Origin of the sequence: Nocardia sp. NPDC050710 (genome assembly GCF_040654375.1) — a bacterium.
Taxonomy (GTDB): domain Bacteria; phylum Actinomycetota; class Actinomycetes; order Mycobacteriales; family Mycobacteriaceae; genus Nocardia.
Genome location: NZ_JBFAHV010000038.1, coordinates 14,103 through 32,259, shown reverse-complemented (window position 1 = coordinate 32,259; position 18,157 = coordinate 14,103). Strand labels below are relative to the sequence as shown.

Sequence of the window (18,157 nt, the reverse complement as noted above, 5' to 3'; positions counted from 1 at the left end):
ACAAGAACATGCAGAACGGGCGACCCAGTGCAACCGCGAGAGCCATTGGGCACATAAGGGCCCTCCACCTGAGGGCCGACAACGGATCGATATTCAACGATCCACTGGCCGAGCGGATCCTCGGTGAACCAGTCCTACCTGAAACAGAACTCGACCGCGGGCTCGACCCGGACGTGGTTCGTCGTCGGAGGCTGTACATTGCGGCACGCTCCCGATTCGCCGATGACTGCATGGCAGCCGCCATAGCCAGGGGAACCGAACAAGTAGTAATTCTCGGTGCCGGACTCGACACTGCCGCCTACCGCAATACCCACACGAACGTGCGGGTCTTCGAGGTTGATCACCCCGACACCCAGGACTGGAAACGGCACCTACTCAGCGAGTCCGGGATCGCGATCCCGGACTCGCTGGAATTTGTCGCGATCGACTTCGACCAATCCACGCTGGCGGACGGACTCGCCACGGCAGGCCTCAACCGCAACCGCAGCGCGCTATACATTTGGCTCGGCGTCACCATGTACTTGACAGGACCCGCAGTCGACGACACTCTCCGCTACATCGCCGGCCACCCAGCGTCGGAGGTCGTCTTCGACTACTTCTACCCCGTCGTCTCGACCCCACGCGAGCACACCGAACAGCTACATGCACGTGCAGAAAGCACCGCCCGGCTCGGTGAACCATGGATCACATTCTTCAGGGCCGCCGAAATCCGTGCCAGCTTGCTGTCCTTCGGCTACAAGCAGGTCGAAGACCGTTCCGCGGCAGAGCTGGTGGCTTCCTATGGGATCCGAGCAACGTCTCGTCCAACGGACACGGATTCGGGACCGCATCTGATCCATGCCTGCACCGCGTGACATCATTGGCCAGCGCGCCACCCATCCAGGTGACCACCAGCCGCCCGGCCAGCTCGGGGCGCTGCTGCAGCACCGCAGCGAGATTGGTGGCGGGGCCGAGCACAATCCACTTCACCATCTGGCGTTCATTGCGCAGCACCCACTCCACCGCATCGAGAACCGAACCCGCCTGCGGCCCTATGTAATCGGGCACGATGCCATCGCCCACCCAGCGGTCACCCCCGCTCGGCACTGATCTAGGCCATCGAATCCACCCAGATTGGGTGGATTCAAAAATCGATTGTTATGACACAACGCGGTTTAGTTGTGTGGATAGGCAAAACTGGCTCGGCGGAACGGAACATCAGCGATGAGCACTGTACTTGTGACTGGCGCAACAGGATTCATCGCCGGGCATGTGATCGAGGACCTGCTCCGGCATGGGTATGCCGTCCGTGGCACGGTCCGAGACCTTCGCGCGGAGTCCGAGCGAGCGCATTTGGTCGCGATCGCTGACCAGCTCGGCGGGCAACTGGACTTCGTCGCCGCTGACCTCTCGGCCGACCAGGGATGGGAAGCCGCGGTCGACGGCTGCGACGCCATCATGCACCTGGCCTCGCCGATCCCGCTCAAACATGCTGAGCTGCGCGAAACCCCGTGCGCAGGGATGCGCCGGGTGCTGACCGCGGCGGTGTCCACCTCGACGGTGCGACGGATAGTGGTCACCTCCTCCACCGACGCCATCACTGAGGGGCATGCGGATCGAAGAGCTCGCACATCCCGCGATTGGTCGGTCGTCGAACGCTGCAGTCCATATTCCGCGGGTAAGACCCTGGCGGAGCAGTGGGCGTGGCGGTTCATCAGTGGCTTGCCCGCCGAGCACCGGGTCGAGATGGTGTCGATTCTGCCGGGCTTGGTGCTGGGCCCGATCCAGCGCGCGGCAACGAGTACGTCCCATGAGCCGGTATCACGGCTGATGAGTGGCTCATTCGTCGGGCCGGTCCGTGTCGGGTGGGCGCCGGTCGATGTCCGCGATCTCGCCATCGCCCACCGCCTGGCATTGGAAACAGCGGACGCGGCCGGACGGCGCTACGTGTGCGCGGGCCCGAACCTGTGGATGCGTGAGATCGCGGCAACATTGGCTGCCGAGTTCGGGCCGCGCGGTTGGCGAGTCCCCACTCGGGAACTACCCGATGCCTTGGTCAGGCTGTCGAGTGTGGCCGATGCAGGTGTACGGATGGTAGTGCCGAATCTAGGGCACCCAGTTGAGGTCGATGCCAGCGACACGTGCAGTGAGCTCGGCTGGGAGATGCGACCGGTGACCGACACCGTGATCAGTACCGCCGAGAGCCTCATCGAATACGGAATCGTCGGTCCTCCCCGCACCCCCAGACGCAAGAAGCTCGGCCAGCGACGACGTTCTGGGCTGACGGCATTTGCAGGGGTAGGGCCGTGATGACGTATTCGTCAATGTTCAATCGTGCATTGGCTGAGAGGGTATTGGTGTTCCTGGCAGTGAGCGGGATCTACATCTGTGCCAGATGACGTTCGACCGACTCAACTTTGGCGGTCATCGCGTTGGTGACGCCGGGTCGGATGTCGGCTTTGAGCACGATGCTGCATCTCGGTGCGACGGCCATGACTGCGTCAGTGGCCGCTTTGACCACCGCCATCACTTCGTCCCATTCACCTTCGATGGTGGTGAACAGGGCAGTTGTCTGGTTGGGGAGGCCACTGGCACGAATGACGCGTACAGCCTCGGCGACCGGACGACCGACGTCGTCTCCGACTCCGAGCGGGGTTATGGACAGGGCAACGATCATCCTGGCTCCTTCGGGATACTCGGCGGTGATTGTGCTGCACGGGGCGTTGGCGCCGAGAGTTGTTCCGGGACTTAGAGGGTACGCAGGAATGTCTGCGCATGGTGTCGAAGCTCGCTGACACCAGGGGCGGTCTTGATTCTGCGGCCTTCTGTCACCTGATAGATCCTGGTGATATCGCCGATGACTCGCGCAGAGGTCGTCCCCGTTGCCCGTCGGATGACTTGGTTACCGAGTGCGACTCCCTCCTCGAGGTCACCGTGGCGCAGCTGCAGCGCTGCTAGCCTCGACGTGCTCAGCAGCCGCGAGCGTGCGTGTTCGTCGGTCAGCTGCAGCGCCGTTCGCAGACTGTCGATCGTGCGGTTCACCTCGACCCCGCGACCGAATGCGAGCTCGAACAGTCCTCCCGCGAGATCGGAGGTCAGCAGGGTTTCGGTGTAGTAGGTGCCGAAGCCCTCGTGCGCGGAATCAGGATGCGGGTGGTCACCGGCTTCACTGAACAGCTGCTGGGCCTCGAGCACAGCCCGCATGCACTCCCTGTCGTTTCCGAGCTTGCCATGGGCGCGGGCCCTGACTGCCGCGATGTCGGCGCGGCGCAGTAGCGACAACCGGTCTGCGCGAACAGACGCTACGCCGAGCATCGTGAGGGCGCCGTCGGCTTTGTCGAGAGAGATCGCTTGGCGGGCGGCGCTGGTGAGTATTGCTGCTCTGAGCCACCATTCGCCGGATTCTTCGACATATCCCCAGCCTGCATTGAAGTGGGTGGAGGCTTGTGCGTGGTCGCCGCGGTCGTAGCGTGCCCATCCGACCACGCGGTGAAAGGTGGCCACTGCCGCCTTCAAGGCATCTTTGACCGTGCCCGGCATGTCCGCGCGCATGTAGCTGGCTGCGACTCGAAGTTGGGCAGCCATTCCTTCAGCGACACCGAGCCCGGCGTCGTCGGCCGCGCGGAACAGTTCCGCCCATGCTTTGACTTGGTCGACATGCCCCATACCGATTCGCGTGGGGGCGGGCGTCTCGATTGGTTGCGCAGCGGTTTCGACAAGTCCCGGCGGTAGTGCGGCCGCGAGGGGTGCTGCGATCAAGCCGCGCAGGAATTCATTGCGGCGCACATCAGGCTCCTTTGGGTCTTTGTAGCCCAAGTTACCCTTGGAACGGGAGTTCCAGAATCCGAGGTCTGCTGCGGTCGCGTCCAGAATTGCGCACAGCGCTTCGCGGTGGTGCTTGTGCGGCCAAGTATGGGTTCCGCAGACCAGCTTGCTGATCGCCGTTGGTGTGTAGCCGCCTGGCTTACCGGTCTGCTCCTCGACCATCGTGTTGACTGCGTCGGCGAGTGTCTGGTGGGTGTAGCCCTTCTCGCTGATCCGGCGGTCCAAGCGGTCATTGCGCACCGCTTCGTCCGTTGCCACCCTTCCGCACCTCCCCATTCGTGTGTTGAACGAAGCGTAAATGCAGATGGGCAGTTCGGGCATCGATATGGGTTCTACACGACATTTTCGTTCGTATACACACCGTTTTCGCATCATGGGCACACCGTTTTCGTCGGCGAAAACGGTGTGATGAAAACGATGACGTATTCGGGGTGTTCACCGGGGCATGGGCGTGTGAGTCTCAATGCGGTTGATGCGCCTCAACTTCAGGGCGCGAGAGCCGACGGCCCGGAGGGAGTGTGACGGTGATCCGGAACAACTCAATGCCGACGACGATGGCCTGGGTGCTGTGGAACTGGCTGTCGACCCAGCTTTTGGTAGATACAACGGTCCTGCGCACCATCGAGTCCCGCATCCGCGAGGTATTGATTCCTCGTCTGGGGCGCATTGAAGCCCACAAGTTCTCACCCGATGACATCACGCACCCGACAGATCAGAAGGCGTGTAGTTCCGACATAGAGATCGCCGACGCCGCCTTCGACCACAATATCCTCGCCCTCGCCCTCGAATGCGCTGTCCAGTGTGGCGCTATCGCAGTCAATCCGCTCACGATCGCACTGATGCCGGTCGGTCGGCAGCACAGCACACCGGGTGTGAAGGGGTGATCGCAGTGTTTCCGGACGCACAGTCGCTGTTGACTGGCTCACCGTCGGGTCCGTCGGACACACCTCCGCCTGCGTCGTCGAACCGGTCACCGCTGCCCACGTCGAGAGCGTTGATGGCTGCGATCCGCCAGCCCCAGGAGGGTCAGCAGGACTCACCGCTGGCGTGGTTCGGCTACCGGCTGGGCGTGCTCTATGAGGGTCGCGATGAGGGCCCACTCCCGGTGGAGGTTCACCGCACGGCCGATGAGGTGATCAGCGAGGTCAACGGCTGGATTGCTCGCACAGTGGACCGCGGGGTAGGTGGGGCGACGATGGCGCCGATGTCGATGGGTGAACTGCTGTCGCGGCTGGTCCGGGCGCTCAAACTCTCCGACAGCCTCCCCATGGACCGGATCCATCCGGCGTTCCAGCGGTTGGCTCAGCTGGCCGAAGCCTACGACGACCTCGCCAGCGGCTTGCGAGGAGGCAGGTTCGACCTGCCGGACTATCTGCCAGGAATCGATTGGAGCTGAATGGCATTGAACAGGACATACGCCGCCGAGAGCAGCCATGCCACACCGCGGTGGCTGACGCTCGCGCGCGTAGTTGTGATCTCCGAAGCCGCGGACGCGCAACATAGTCCGCGAGATCCGTTGCAGCGTAAGGCGGTCGAGGGGACTGTGGGTCCGTTTCGGGATCAGCTGTTGCTCGCCTGGGTGGAGAATGGCGCTGCGGTCGCGGGCGTGCGGGCGGAGGTGATGTCGGGGTGAGCAGCGTTGTTCACCGTGGTCGCCGGGTGAGTCTGCGGCGGATGCCGGTGATCCTCGACGTCGCGATCGGTCATGCCCCCGATGATGCAGCGGCGCTGGCGGTTGCGGCACGCACCCTGCGTTTGTCGCTGGTGCTGACCAGCGACGAGCACGACGCCCAGCGATCACGGCTGGCCCGTTTTCTGATGGATTCGATGGGACGTACCAGGGTTCCTGTCGTGGCCGGAAGCGAAGTGCCGAGCGGGGGTGACCGCTGGGTGTGCGATGGCATCGTGCCCGATTACATAGGGCCGCAGGCGGGTTCGGTTCTCGATGCGGTGGAGTGGGTGCTGCGCAATGAACGCCAGATGGTGAATTGGATTGTGCTCGGCCCCGCCACCAATCTCGCTGCGGTGCTGCAGCAGCGCCCCGAGCTGGCCGGGCGGCTGGTGGTCACCTGGATGGGTGGTGCGCTGGCCAATAGTGCTCTGGGCGGGGCCTCACACAACATCCGCATCGATCCCGCCTCGGCGGTCCAGGTGATGCGGTCGGGGCTGGATCTGTCACTGGTGCTGGCGGACAGCGTGCAGAGCCCGGAGATGTTCGTCGACTACAGCAGCGGCCTGTACCAGGCACTTGCGGGACCCGGTGTCGCGCAATGGGCGTCGGTGGTTCGTGAGTGCTACGACCGTTACCTGCGACTGGAGTATCCGAATTCGGTGCTGGAAGCTCCGCTCACCGTCCTCGCCGGGGCAGGAATAGGGCTCGTGTCGTTCGCTGATCGTCACTTCACAATCGGTGAGGACGGCCAGATGCGTCTGACCCCGCACGGGGATTGCCGGGCACTCCTGTCCACCAGCGTCGATCACGCGGCGTACGCCCGCGGCATCAGCGAAATGTTCCAGAAACTCAGTGTGCCCCGGGCCATCGACAGCCCTGACCCGAGTCTGCTGAATGTTCTCGCACCCACGGCGCCGTCTTCGGCTCGATGAGACGTCAGCCGTTGGAAAACATGGCCTGCCAGAAGCGCTGTACGGCAAGGGCGACGGACCGCGCCGAGACCGTTCAGCATCCGCTGAGATGGCGCCACTCGGCACTGCCATAACCAGGCACACCAACTACAGGACAAGGGAAACGCCACTCATGCAACCACCGGCCTCAGGTCTGACCGGGCTGCCCCAGGCCAAGGACTGGGTCGGTCAGTTCGCCACGCTGATGCCGGTCGTACGTGCGCCAACGACGCGGCGTGGCGAGCTCACGGCCGGCATCCGCCGCGTTGTCAAGCGGATGACCGGCCGACGGCGCGATGATATCCGCCCGATCCGTCGCGCCCCTGATTGGATAGCAGCTCTGGCGGCGCGGATTCTGGATGCCCATCGGCGACGAGTCCTCACCGACCCTGCAGCGACCAGTGCGGTCGATCGTGAGATCGCCGTGATCGTCCGCGACATCGACACTGCGTTCGCCGAGGCCGTCGAGTTCGCTTCCAAAGCTGTCGGGGTCGGGGAGTTGGTCTGCACGCTCGCGTCCCGATGGGTGACATACGCACAGTGCCCGGACGCCGACATCAGCACCGTCGATCTGTCGAGTGCATTGCACGCCTATAGCACGCACATCGAGCAGCTTCAGCTGACGTGGGATGGAGATGGGCCAGTGGAACGCCGTCGACGGTTGATCGCCTACCTCTCGCCCGACAGCCATAAGGAGACAACGAATTCCATGATCCGCACGATCCTCATCCAGCTCGTCTACTCGATCGCCGGAGCGCTCGCCTACGACGCGATCACCCGGCTCGCCCGGCATGCCCGATTGGCCAGCATCCGCATCGTCAGCGCCTATGGCCTGGACCACTACATCGGCGCGTCCACTCCCACCGACTGATTGCGTGTCAGGACATCGCTCGTCCGCACGACCCACCATCCACGCCGCGGGAAACCCACTCATCCGCAACAGATTCGATACCGGAGGAAGGCACCATAGATATGCCAGACCAAGGCACCGTGAAATGGTTCATCGAGGCCAACGGCTTCGGATTCATCACCCAAGACGATGGCAACGACATCTTCGTGCGCGGCTCCGACATCCGAGCCTCCGGACCCCGGAGCCTGCGACGTTGTCAACGCGTCGAATTCACCGTCGCGACAGGGCCGAGAGGCGCGTTTGCGACGCAGGTCCAGCTCCTGTGACTGCCCCCGCGTCCGAGGTATCCACCCGCCGTTCCACGGAATCGGCGCCGGTCACACGATCAGGCGGGCGACGGGAGACCCGTCTACGGCTGCTGCACGCGGCCGCGGACCTGTTCCTGACCCGCGGCTACACCGCCACCACTATCGATGAGATCGCCCGTCACGCAGGCTTCACCCGCGGCGCGACATACACCTACTTCCCCCACAAACACCGTCTCGCCGAGGAAGTGGCCGAGGACCTGTGCCGCCATGCTGTGGCACGGATCCGCTGCTTCCAGCCGCGCGGGTTCGATCACCTCGTCACTACTCTGGCGACCTGGGCGGGTTTAGCCGTGTCCCGACCCGGGTGGGTGCGCCTCGAGCTCGATCTCGCTGCCCTGCGTCCTGCAAGCCGCGCCGACTCCACACAGCGAGTGACGGTGCTGCGCGCGGTGATCGGCGAATTACTCGCCGCCACAGCCGATCCCAACCGCAGGCGCGGTGATCCCGACCTCGCGGTCACGTTCCTGCTATCGGTGGTCGTCGGTATGGCCACCCAACACGCCAACGGTCTGGCCATACCCGCGCACAGGATCCGGTCCCAGATCGAACTCGTCCTGCGCGCGACCACAGCCGCGTAACCGGCACGTGCCGCACGTGAGTGCCGCCGCCCGAATGTCATGCCCCCGCTATCACTTACCGAGGTTTCGCTCATGCTCGATGACGCGGCTGCTATCCGCGATGATGTCCGCGTGCCGGTTGGGCTGACAGCGGCAGCCATCGGCGGGCCGGGCCTCCCAACCGTACCCGCGAGCACGCTTGATCACCCGCGCCTGAGGGCGCGCGGTCCTCCGCGGGATCCCCACCCGCCGGGAGGACCGGCGAGGTGGGGAACGCTCCAACCCTCATCACACTGCGTCCCGGCTGTACCCACCATCGAACACCCGATCCGATGTGCAGATGGTGGACGGTCATACAGCCGGGACGCGCAGAGGACATCGCCGCCCACGGGCCACAGACCACAACCCGCCGATCCGGCCGCTGATCATTCGAACACCTCTCACCTAGAAGGGATTTCATGTCTTCGAGCACCAGTGCGCATCCCACCCACCCAATGGAGAGCGCCATGGAACTGAGAACGAACTTGGAGCCGGCCGGAAGTCCATTCGGGCACCCGCGACCGTTGTTCGGAGGACACGAGCCGACGGTTGCCGCCGTTGACTACACTCCGCGGGCGGGGTTGAGCGTTGTGTACTTCGCGCTCGCGCAGCGTTCAGTGCTCAATCTCAACGTCGAGACGCCGCGGTTCGACTTCGTGGCGTTTCCCCCGATCTCAGACTCGAGCGCTGGCCTCGCCGAAATGGTTGCGCGGCTGAACGAATGCCGCCGCCACGCTGAGGTCGTCGGCGGATACCGGCTCGCCGAAACGCTGGAGCTGCTGTGCCATGACACGGGCGTTCCCGCTACAGCCGAAGTCACCGCAGCACGCGAGAAGTGGGCCAACCGGAGCAAGCCCAGCAACACATCGGCATGGATGCTCGATGTCGCAGACGACTATCTCGATGACAGGCTGGAGTTCCCTGATGCGTGTCGGGCAGCTGGGCTGCACAGCAACCATCTCGACGGCACCACGGTCCGATCCGCAGTGACCAGGGCCGCCGCCATAGCGCTGTGCGCCGCACACGAAAGCAATTACTGCACATGGAGGGGGCCCGTCGATCTCGACGCAATCGTGGCCACAAGCGCAGGGGAAACGCTCGGGCTCAGCCGGAACGTGACACCGCTGGACGGGCCACACGAGAACGGGAGAACGGAGGAGACTTGGTCATAAGATTCCCGGTGTCGGGTTGGGTTGTGGTCCGGCCTGAACGGCGTAGCGGCGGCTGGCCGCGCGCCAAGGTAGCCACACCACCATCTTCCAATTCCGAGCAGTCGAGGAAACTACGACACATCGCCCCGGAGGCAGAAACCCTGATGAGCAGGACGGGTCGACGCGGGCGGGGACCGCGGGTCCGGCCGCCTCCGGCCGTGACCGCCCCGACATTCGCCGACCCCGGTGGAGGCCTTGCGCACGCGGTGGACCGAGAACCTCCCCGAAATCTGCTGGCTGGCCGCCGATCTCGGTGTGCAGTGCACCCGCCGTGTCTACGGGATGGTGCGCTGTCGCAGCCGGGCAGCCCGGGTCAGCTCGGACTGTCGATCCCGCCACGGACCGGTCTGGCGCTGCGCTACTGGCGTATCGCACACGGGCGCACCACATTGAACGCGGTCATGATCCAGTTCGCATTGCCCGGGTGGCTGGGAGAGCGATCCATGGGTCAATGCCAATCTTGATATCCGCCACGTGTATTCGCTGCAGTCGGAAATCGTGGGTGTGGTGCTGGATCGGTTGACGAGTCTGTGCGCGCTGGCGGTTCGGATGGTCGCCGGACCGTGGGAGAGAGTGCGGTAAGAGATGCGGAAAGTCGGGGTATTGGAGCTCGCCGAGGGCTACCAGGATCTGGCCATCGCGGTACGAGGCGGAGAACGCCGTGTCCCGTGCTGCACCCATCTATCTCCTACCCGCAACGTGGCAGGCCTGGGCCCAGCGGTGCGCCGCACGAACGTCTGGCGTGACACCTGACCAGCACGGTCGTTGGAATGATCATCTATTCAGTGGAGAACCTTGATGGACACGCCGTCACATCCGATCCAAGTCATCGAGTGGGAGTGGCCCTCCGCGGGTGCGCTAGCCGAACTGTTCGCTGCAGAGCTGGCAGCAGCGCAGACCGGCGAGAACTTGCCGTCGCGCGAATCGGGGTCTGCGACACCGGCAATCGCGTGGATGCACGGGATAGCAGCGGCGATGTTCGGGCGGGTTCGCCCAGCAGCGCTGGTGGGGCCGCCGCCCCTGGCGGGCGCCGATTCGGCAGCAGCCCGTGCCCGCGTGGGTGCGGTACTGGGCATTGCGCGGCAGATGGTGCGCGCACAGCAGCGCCGGCTGGAGGTGAATGCGAGTGGGGTGAGGGCTGGGCGGCGGCGGGCGTTGGGTGTCGCTGATGCGGAGTTGGTGGGGTTGGTCACCGAGATCGACACACTGGCAGGAGATTCGGTGATTCCGCTGCGCGGGGAAGTCACGATCGGGGGGTTGATGTCGGAGTTGGCGCGGCAGGCCGCGGTCTCGGTTGGTCGGCCGATGATGCCGCGGATGGTCGGGTCTGGGACGGCGCGCGCGTATGAGATGAGGGTTGATCGTCTCGGTCGGCGCCACGGTCTGAGCGGCGGTGAGATGGATCCGGCGCAAGTGGAGTTGGTGCCGGATTCGGTTGCGCTGCTGGCTGCTTTGCATGATGGGGTGCCGGTGGGCGCGGTCTGCGCCGAGATATTGCGCGCCGCGGTGGATGTGGCAGATGCGATCCCGGTGACGCGGGTGAGCGAGGCTCGGCTGTTGAAGTACATGTCGGGGCGTGCGCGAGAGGATCGCCTATGGCGGGACGCGGTGAGGTCGCTGATGGCCGCCAAAACCTCCGTCGAGCAGACGGCCGGACGGATCGATGTGCTGGTGGCCCGTGCTGCGGGTCCGGCATCGGAGCTGCTATGCACAGATTTCGGTGCCCTGGTCGTGCGCATAGTGCAGTTGTGGGGAGCCCATCGTGCGGCGGGCGAGGATCCGGTGCGGGCGGAACGGCTCGAGCAGCAGTTGCGCGGGGCATGTCGCGACTATGACCGGCGGGTGCGGCAGTTGGCGCATGTGGCGCGGCTGAGCCGTGGCGCTGGCCCGCAACCGACCGAGGGATGGCCGACGGCGGCGACGCTGTGGACGGTGCTGCGAGGTGAGACCGCATCGGTCGAGCTCACACCGATTGTGAAGGCATTCATGGGGTTGCTCGACGCTCACCGGCTGATGCTTGCTTCGTTGACCGAATCAAAGGCCTCGGTGGAGGTCATGGCGCAGTTCGGGCGAGCGCGTCAGCAGATCGCGGGCTGGGAGCATGACATCGACCAGGCGGCGGCCGCGAACGGCGCGACGGCGGCGGCGCTGGAGGCGATGCAACGTTCGGAGGACAGTCGCGTCCAGACTCACACCGAGGGCTTGGGGTCGGTGTTGTCCCGGGTCGCCGAGCAGTTCCTGGAGGCCTTCCCAGAAGGCGTCGCCGCGACAACGTCGCCGGACCCGGAGGCGATGGACGCTCTGCTGGACACCATCAACACCTACGAGAGCTTTTGTGTCGAGGTGGCGACTGGGACGCGGCGCCTGCCGGAAGTGCGCAGGCCTCGATGTCGGTTGCAGGGCACGGTCAACGGCGGGTTACCGGGGTCGTTCCTGTGAGCCCCCAAGCAGGCGCAATGCCTGGCGGCGACGCACCGCTGATCCCCGCCGAAATCCCGCATCCGGCGCGGATCTGGACCTACGGGACAACGAATGTGGCTCGGCCAGGAAAGCCGTCCGGTGATCCGGTCGGTTGTTGTCCGGCAGCGGCCGCCGCTTCAGGTGGAGAAACAGGTGCCGACACCACGATTGAGCCTGGGGAGTCGCGCGCGGGACAGCCGCCGTGCCACCGCGCTGTCAGGCTCCTACTGTCGATAGGTGGATCTGGCGCCGCAGTCGGTATGTCGCGCTTCTCGTCGCGGGAAAGTCCTACTCGCAGTGAGTTCTTCGCGAATCGGCCTGCACTTAGCCTCGAATGGGACACCATCGACTCGACCGGGAGCAGATTATGACGACCAACCCGGGTGCGTCGGGATGCCACAGGATCGCCAAGACCTTCGGGTTCAGCGCGAGTCACCAATTGTGGCAGCTTCCCCCCGAGCACAAGTGCTCACGCGATCACGGTCACAACTACACCGTCACGGTGGTGTTGACCGCCGATAGCCTCGACGGCAACGGCTTCGTCACCGACTTCGGAGAGCTGGCGCCGTTCGGCGAATTCCTCGCCAACACATTCGATCATCGTGTGCTCAACGAGGTCGTGTCGTTTCATCCGACCAGCGAGCTGCTGGCCCAGCACCTGGGGCAGTGGTTCATCGAACATCTCGAACCGAACATTCACGGCCGCCTCGTATCGATGCAGGTCAGCGAGACCGAGACGTCGTATGCAGTGTGGGAAAGGAACTGATCCGATGATGCTGCCCGATCCGGTCGCCGCGCCGCACGAGGCCACCGTGCTGCTGGCGGAGAAATTCGAGTCCATCCAGGGGGAAGGGCCGTGGACCGGTCAGCGGTGTGTGTTCGTCCGGTTCTCCCGCTGCAACCTGACCTGCGGATGGTGCGATGAGAAGTCGACGTGGGACTGGAACCGCTACCACCCAGCGGAGGTGAGCAGCCATGTGCCCGTGCGGGAACTGGTCGCGTGGGTGCTCGAGCGCGACGTCGATCTGCTTGTCATCACCGGCGGGGAGCCGATGATCCAACAGCCCGCGATGATCGCCCTGGCCGCTGGCGTCGGCTCGGAGGTGCGGGTCCAGGTCGAAACCAACGGCACCCAGGCACCTCAGCCCGAACTGCGTGAGCTGGTCGACCTGTGGGTGGTCAGCCCCAAGTTGTCCAACAGCGGTGTGGACTACGGCCGCCGCATCGTGCCCTCGGCGCTGAAGGCGTTGCGGAGCACAGGCAGGGCCGCATTCAAGTTCGTGGTCGCCGATCACGGAGACTTCACCGAGATCGACAAGCTGGCAGCAGATTTCGGTCTGGATCCGGCGACGATCTGGGTGATGCCCGAAGGGGAGAGCCCCGCGAAGGTCACGGCGGGGGTGGAGCTGCTGCGCGGGCCCGCGGCCGCGCGCGGCTGGCAGGTCAGCACGCGGCTGCACATCCTCAACGACGTGAGGTGAACACTGTGGCCACCGCCGAAGTCGCGCTGGAGCTGTCCTGGCCTGAGCTGGCACACCACGCCACCGCGATGGCGCAGCGAATCCGAGGTGACGGTGCGCCGGATGTGATCGTGGGGATTCTGCGGGGCGGTATGGTGCCCGCGGTGCTCCTGGCCCACGAACTCGGTGTCCGTGACGTGCGCGGCCTCGAGGTCACCCACACCCTCAGTGAGGCCCCGAACGGCGCCAAAGCCGCACGCCCACAGCTCACCAATCCCGCATCGCTGGGTGTGCTCGCACCGGGCGCCGACGTTCTGCTTGTCGATGATGTCGCCGGTTCGGGAGAAACCATCGAGGAGGCCGCGCACCTGCTGCGCGGTGTCCGGCGGTTGCGGCGAGCAGTGATCGTCGTCAACACGAACAACTGGTACGCCGCGAAATCAACTGCACCACAACATGTTCAGGACTACATCGGGTGCTCGTGCGCCGGGTGGGTCCGGTTTCCTTGGGAGGTTCGATGAGCGCGCACACCCCGTCGGCGGCGTTGGACAGCGAGTTCGGCACGCGCCCCGGCACACCGATGATCGGCCCGTTTTCCGTCAATCAGATGGACGACTTCTACGCTGCGCTCGCGCGAGGGGAGGTCAAGGAAACCGGGGTGATGAACTATTTGCAGCGGTTGTTCATCGCCGAACGCCTGCGCCCTGGTGAGCGCGTTGTGGACGTGTGCTGCGGCCGCGGCCTGCAACTGCCTCCGTTGTTTCGGTATCGCCCGGACCTGGGCGGCTACGCCGGGTTGGACATCAGCGCCACCAATTTGGACGAGGCGCGGGACCGTGTGGCCGAGTTGGAGGTGACCTATCCGCAGGTGCGGTTGCCGATCGAGTTCCACGAGATCGACGTCTCCCAGCCGTGGCCGGCACTGGCACCGGCCGACGTGGCCGTCTACACCTCGGCACTGGAACATCTCCCGCGTGAACTCGCCATCGCGAGCCTGCAACACACGCTGGCCGCGCTGGCGCCTGCCGGGGTGTTGTACCTGTCGACTCCGAACACTCCCGGCTCGCCGCCACGGCGGCTCCAGCATCGCGTCCACGTCTACGAATGGTCGCATGAGGAACTGCTCGCGGTGCTCGAGGAGATCGGCGCCGAGGTCCGTCAGATCGTCGGCATCCTCCCGCCGCAGACCAGCAAAGACACCGAGGCCGCGGTGCTGCGGCGGTTCGGGCCCGGGGCGGCCGATTTCTATCGGGACATGGCCGCCCACACTCCGGCAGCCATGCTCGGCCCGGTCGTGGCCACCGCGTTGGACACCGCGGCCAGCGAAGTGCTCTACGTCTGCGTCAGGCGCGACCGATGACCACCGCGGCGGCGCGGCCCTCGCCGGTGTGGGTGTCGCTCGAGGGGCCCGAAGCGGTCGGCAAGACTCGGTTGGCCCGCCACCTCGCGCGCCTGCTGGCTCCGCGGTGCCGACTGCTCGACGAGGTCACCGACGCGACCGGCCGCCAAGTCCCCGCGCTGGTATTGGCCGCCCTGGCGGGCGGCGGTGATCCGTTCTTGCGCAACGGGTTCCCGCGGACCGAGACCGTCGCGCTGATGGGTCTGGTGGTGCGCCAGCAGGAAGTGGTCGATCAGATCCCGGTCCCGCCCGCTGTCGTGGTCGAGGATCGGGGAATCGACTCGGTCGCGATCTACCAGGCCGCGATCATGCTCGGCCCGGATGCCGACGACGAGCAAACCTGGGCACTGGCACAGCAACTACTGGCCACCGTGACGCAATGGCGGACACGACCCGATCTGACCGTGCTGCTGGTCGATGACCTGGATATCTGTGCGGCGCGCTGGGCCCAGCGGGAGGGCAGCCCGCTGACCAGCGAGCAACGCCACCTCGTGGCTCGCGCGACCCGCCTCTACCGTCGCCAGGCCGAGACCGAATCCAGCCGCTACCGGGTGGTTGACCGGGCCGGGTTGACCGAACCCGCCCTCATCAGCTGCGTCGAATCCCTCATCGAGGCCGCCGAATCCGATCGGAGGAACTGATGTCGTATCGCGGAATGTCGGTGCTGTGGGCGCTGCGTTCACCCTGCAACCTGGGCTGCGACTACTGCTATTTCGGCACCCTGGAACAGCACCGCGAAAACCCGCCTACCGCCCCCGGACAGTTGAGCCACCTACCGGCCGGTGATGTCAGCCTCGCGCAGATCACCGCGTTCCTGCGCGATATCGGCGACAGCGGCATCACCAGGGTCTTCCTCGCCGGTGGTGAACCGCTGATCTGGCCCCCGATCGGGACCGTGATCAACATCCTCACCGCCGCCGGGATCGACGTCGTGGTGTGCAGCAATGGGATCCCGCTCAACCGGCCAGAGATTCGGGCGATGCTCCTGGACGCCGGTGTCACCGCGGTGTCGGTGTCGCTGGATTCTCACGACCCGGCCGTCAACGACAGCCACCGGCCCGCCCGCAACCGCAAGCACGGCTGGCGTGATGTGGTCGACGGGTTCACGGCGCTGCGCCGCGACAGCGATGAGCGCGGCGACGCGTTGAAGATGGGTATCTACACCGTCATCGCCCGCCACACCGTGGCCACTCTGGCCGGTACCGCACGCTTCGCCACACAGCTTGGTGCGGACTATTTTGTGCCGCAGCCGATTTCGTTGGACACCGACAACGTTCTGTACGACGAGCTCAGCCTGCGGGCCGAAGACATCGACGCGGTGCGCGCGCAGCTGGACGCGATCTACCGCGCCGGGCTGGCGCTCGAGCTGCCCGAGGACCGCTATCCCGAGCAGATCGTCTCCACCATCCGCCGCGACGTGCAGATGATGGCGGGCTGTTTCGGGGGCGCGCAGCTGGCATTCATCGAGCCCGACGGCAGTGTGTGGCCGTGCCCGTCGCGGTACCGCATCGCCGATGTCGCGGGCAAGGCCGCCCAGCGCAGCATCCTGACCACGACGGCCGCGCAACTGTTCCCGCCGTCAACGAGCGAGGGCGGGGATTGCCCGTTCTTCTCACGCGATTGCGTCAGCATGTGGCCGCTGATGGGCTTCGAGCAGCTCACCCCGGCCGGGCGAGATGCGCGATGACCACGGCCCTGCTGCCCGATGCCGAGACCACAGCCTACGAACGAGAGCTGGGCGAGTACCTGGCGGTGGATCACGTCGTCGCGGTCTCCAGCGGCACCGCCGCGTTGCAGACGGCGCTGGCGGCCGCCGGAGTGGGGCCCGGGTGCGAAGTGCTGGTCCCCGCGGTGGCGGTGGTGATGAGCGCGGCCGCCATCGCCCATACCGGGGCCACACCCGTCCCTGTCGACTGCACCCGCGACGGCAGCGATTTCGATTACGGCGACCTGGCCGCCAAGGTCAGCGACCGCACCGCCGCGGTGATGCCGGTCTACATGTGGGGCCGGGCCGGGGATCATGACCGCCTGCGGCGCTTCGCCGCTGTCTATGGCCTGGCCGTGGTCGCCGATGCTTGCCAAGCGCTGGGCACCACTATCGGTTCCCGGCAGGTCGGCACGGAGCGCGGTGTCGTCGGCGCCTACTCGACCCACCACCTCAAACTGCTCTCGACCGGGGAGGGCGGGTTCATCACCACCCACGATCCCGATATCGCCGCTCGGGCTCGCGCCTACCGCGCGCACTGGCTGAGCCCACCCGAGGGTGAGGCACCGATGAGCCGATTCGCGCACAACTTCCGGTTGGCCGAACCGCTGGCCGCGCTCGGCCGCCGAGAGCTGGCCAGATTCGACCGCCTTGTGGCCCAACGCATCCACCAGACCCGCCAGCTGACCACGCTGCTCGCATCGGTGCCGCAACTACGTCCGCTGACCGCGGCCAGCGGACAGCGGTGGAATGCGTACTCCCCGCTGCTGCAGTTGCAGCTTGCGCAGCCACGGGAATTCAGCCGACGTCTGGCCGCTCTCGGCGTGCCCAACAGCGTCGGATCCTTCGGCCTGTGCCCGCTCGATCAACGCCCCATGCTCGAGGCGCGCGCGCGTCCCTGTACGGCCGCAGCGGAATTCCTCGACAATCTGCTTGCCGTCGTCATCACCCGAGACGACGACTCGGCGCGCATCGACCGATACGCGCACACCATCATCCGGGAGGTCCGCGGGTGGGCGAACGACTGATCAACGATCTGGCGGCCGTGGTACCGGTGGTGATCGACTTCGAGTACACCACCCCCAAGGGCGCTGCCTATGTGCCTATCGAGGTCGCGGTCCAGACCTTGCGCGTGCAGGCGGGACAGCTTGTGCGCGACCGTAACTGGACATCGTTGATGCGGCCCGCCGATCTGTCCACCGTCACCGCCTTCGATATCGGCCAGACCGGGATCACCCCGCAGATGCTCGCCGACCAGGCTCCGGCCGCGCAGGTGATGGCAGAGCTCGACCGCCTCTTCACCGGCGCGGGCCCCTACGTCCTGTTCGCACACCACGCACCCGCGGAGGCGGGCCTGATCTACGCGCTGCGTGAGCACTGCCCGAATCTGGCTCGTATCGACCTGATCGACACCGTGCGCTTGGCCCGCAACCTGTACCTCGACGTCCACGGTGGGCACGGCCTCGACAGCCTGATGCGGTTCTTCCGAATCCCGGCCCCCGCCAATCGGCATCGGGCGATGGCCGATGTCGAGGTCACCACCGACCTGCTCATCCGCATGGTCACCGAATCCGACTGGCACGATCTGCGCCAACTGCGCGAGCTGGCCGGCTACCAGGCCCGAGCCGCCCAGCCCGACCAGGCCAGCTTGTTCGACTGACACCCGACCCGTTTGGCCATGA

Annotated in this window: 21 protein-coding genes; 19 read left to right on the top strand and 2 right to left on the bottom strand. The window is 65.7% G+C overall.

Translation table 11 applies throughout. The features are described from left to right. The first annotated feature begins 8 nt into the window (after positions 1-8). Together AB0H61_RS36995 and AB0H61_RS36990 are read left to right on the top strand one after the other, a co-directional pair. Positions 9-854 (top strand): class I SAM-dependent methyltransferase, encoded by an 846-nt coding sequence (locus AB0H61_RS36995; protein ID WP_357313092.1) that lies wholly within the window; start codon positions 9-11, stop codon positions 852-854. Between the two features lie 349 nt (positions 855-1,203). Further along, positions 1,204-2,289, top strand: a complete 1,086-nt coding sequence (locus AB0H61_RS36990) for an NAD-dependent epimerase/dehydratase family protein (RefSeq protein ID WP_357313090.1) — start codon at positions 1,204-1,206, stop codon at positions 2,287-2,289. A gap of 70 nt (positions 2,290-2,359) precedes the next feature. Here AB0H61_RS36990 and AB0H61_RS36985 read toward each other — a convergent pair whose 3' ends face one another. Together AB0H61_RS36985 and AB0H61_RS36980 are read right to left on the bottom strand one after the other, a co-directional pair. After that, complete coding sequence (locus AB0H61_RS36985) at positions 2,360-2,656, bottom strand: MTH1187 family thiamine-binding protein (RefSeq protein WP_357313088.1); 297 nt, start codon at positions 2,654-2,656, stop codon at positions 2,360-2,362. 71 nt (positions 2,657-2,727) lie between these two features. After that, positions 2,728-4,062 carry a hypothetical protein gene (locus AB0H61_RS36980; protein WP_357313086.1) on the bottom strand — a complete coding sequence of 445 codons (1,335 nt, stop codon included), beginning with the start codon at positions 4,060-4,062 and terminating at the stop codon, positions 2,728-2,730. A gap of 260 nt (positions 4,063-4,322) precedes the next feature. Here AB0H61_RS36980 and AB0H61_RS36975 point away from each other — a divergent pair, with 260 nt between their 5' ends. From AB0H61_RS36975 to AB0H61_RS36895, 17 genes are all read left to right on the top strand, one after another. Further along, the gene (locus tag AB0H61_RS36975; RefSeq protein ID WP_357313085.1) at positions 4,323-4,688 is read left to right on the top strand and encodes a hypothetical protein; all 366 of its coding nucleotides are present in this window, start codon (positions 4,323-4,325) and stop codon (positions 4,686-4,688) included. Between the two features lie 113 nt (positions 4,689-4,801). Next, positions 4,802-5,200: a hypothetical protein gene (locus AB0H61_RS36970; RefSeq protein ID WP_357313082.1), complete on the top strand. Its 399-nt coding sequence runs from the start codon at positions 4,802-4,804 to the stop codon at positions 5,198-5,200. Further along, positions 5,201-5,437, top strand: a complete 237-nt coding sequence (locus AB0H61_RS36965) for a hypothetical protein (protein WP_357313080.1) — start codon at positions 5,201-5,203, stop codon at positions 5,435-5,437. Further along, positions 5,434-6,408 (top strand): nucleoside hydrolase, encoded by a 975-nt coding sequence (locus AB0H61_RS36960; protein ID WP_357313077.1) that lies wholly within the window; start codon positions 5,434-5,436, stop codon positions 6,406-6,408. The genes AB0H61_RS36965 and AB0H61_RS36960 overlap by 4 nt, the downstream gene beginning before the upstream one ends. Next, a complete protein-coding gene (locus tag AB0H61_RS36955; protein ID WP_357313075.1) occupies positions 6,371-7,297 on the top strand; it encodes a hypothetical protein in 927 nt (308 codons plus the stop codon). Before AB0H61_RS36960 ends, AB0H61_RS36955 begins: the two co-directional genes overlap by 38 nt. 101 nt (positions 7,298-7,398) lie before the next feature. Beyond that, positions 7,399-7,602 (top strand): cold shock domain-containing protein, encoded by a 204-nt coding sequence (locus AB0H61_RS36950; protein ID WP_357313073.1) that lies wholly within the window; start codon positions 7,399-7,401, stop codon positions 7,600-7,602. Then, a complete protein-coding gene (locus AB0H61_RS36945) occupies positions 7,599-8,222 on the top strand; it encodes a TetR/AcrR family transcriptional regulator (protein ID WP_357313070.1) in 624 nt (207 codons plus the stop codon). The genes AB0H61_RS36950 and AB0H61_RS36945 overlap by 4 nt, the downstream gene beginning before the upstream one ends. 608 nt (positions 8,223-8,830) lie before the next feature. Continuing rightward, positions 8,831-9,412, top strand: a complete 582-nt coding sequence (locus AB0H61_RS36940; protein ID WP_357313068.1) for a hypothetical protein — start codon at positions 8,831-8,833, stop codon at positions 9,410-9,412. An 837-nt stretch (positions 9,413-10,249) separates the two neighbouring features. After that, entirely contained in the window at positions 10,250-11,890 is a 1,641-nt protein-coding gene (locus AB0H61_RS36935; RefSeq protein ID WP_357313065.1) for a hypothetical protein, read from the top strand. 355 nt (positions 11,891-12,245) lie between these two features. Further along, positions 12,246-12,677: a 6-carboxytetrahydropterin synthase gene (locus AB0H61_RS36930; RefSeq protein ID WP_357313063.1), complete on the top strand. Its 432-nt coding sequence runs from the start codon at positions 12,246-12,248 to the stop codon at positions 12,675-12,677. A gap of 4 nt (positions 12,678-12,681) precedes the next feature. Then, complete coding sequence (locus AB0H61_RS36925; protein WP_357313060.1) at positions 12,682-13,392, top strand: 7-carboxy-7-deazaguanine synthase QueE; 711 nt, start codon at positions 12,682-12,684, stop codon at positions 13,390-13,392. Between the two features lie 5 nt (positions 13,393-13,397). Continuing rightward, a complete protein-coding gene (locus tag AB0H61_RS36920) occupies positions 13,398-13,892 on the top strand; it encodes a phosphoribosyltransferase family protein (RefSeq protein WP_357313058.1) in 495 nt (164 codons plus the stop codon). Then, on the top strand, positions 13,889-14,731 hold the full coding sequence (locus tag AB0H61_RS36915; RefSeq protein ID WP_357313055.1) for a methyltransferase domain-containing protein: 843 nt from the start codon (positions 13,889-13,891) through the stop codon (positions 14,729-14,731). Before AB0H61_RS36920 ends, AB0H61_RS36915 begins: the two co-directional genes overlap by 4 nt. Further along, positions 14,728-15,411: a hypothetical protein gene (locus AB0H61_RS36910; RefSeq protein ID WP_357313053.1), complete on the top strand. Its 684-nt coding sequence runs from the start codon at positions 14,728-14,730 to the stop codon at positions 15,409-15,411. Before AB0H61_RS36915 ends, AB0H61_RS36910 begins: the two co-directional genes overlap by 4 nt. Beyond that, positions 15,411-16,457 carry a radical SAM protein gene (locus AB0H61_RS36905; RefSeq protein WP_357313050.1) on the top strand — a complete coding sequence of 349 codons (1,047 nt, stop codon included), beginning with the start codon at positions 15,411-15,413 and terminating at the stop codon, positions 16,455-16,457. The genes AB0H61_RS36910 and AB0H61_RS36905 overlap by 1 nt, the downstream gene beginning before the upstream one ends. Next, positions 16,454-17,503 carry an aminotransferase class I/II-fold pyridoxal phosphate-dependent enzyme gene (locus tag AB0H61_RS36900; protein ID WP_357313049.1) on the top strand — a complete coding sequence of 350 codons (1,050 nt, stop codon included), beginning with the start codon at positions 16,454-16,456 and terminating at the stop codon, positions 17,501-17,503. The genes AB0H61_RS36905 and AB0H61_RS36900 overlap by 4 nt, the downstream gene beginning before the upstream one ends. After that, positions 17,488-18,135, top strand: a complete 648-nt coding sequence (locus AB0H61_RS36895; protein WP_357313045.1) for a 3'-5' exonuclease — start codon at positions 17,488-17,490, stop codon at positions 18,133-18,135. Before AB0H61_RS36900 ends, AB0H61_RS36895 begins: the two co-directional genes overlap by 16 nt. The last annotated feature ends 22 nt before the right edge of the window (positions 18,136-18,157 follow it).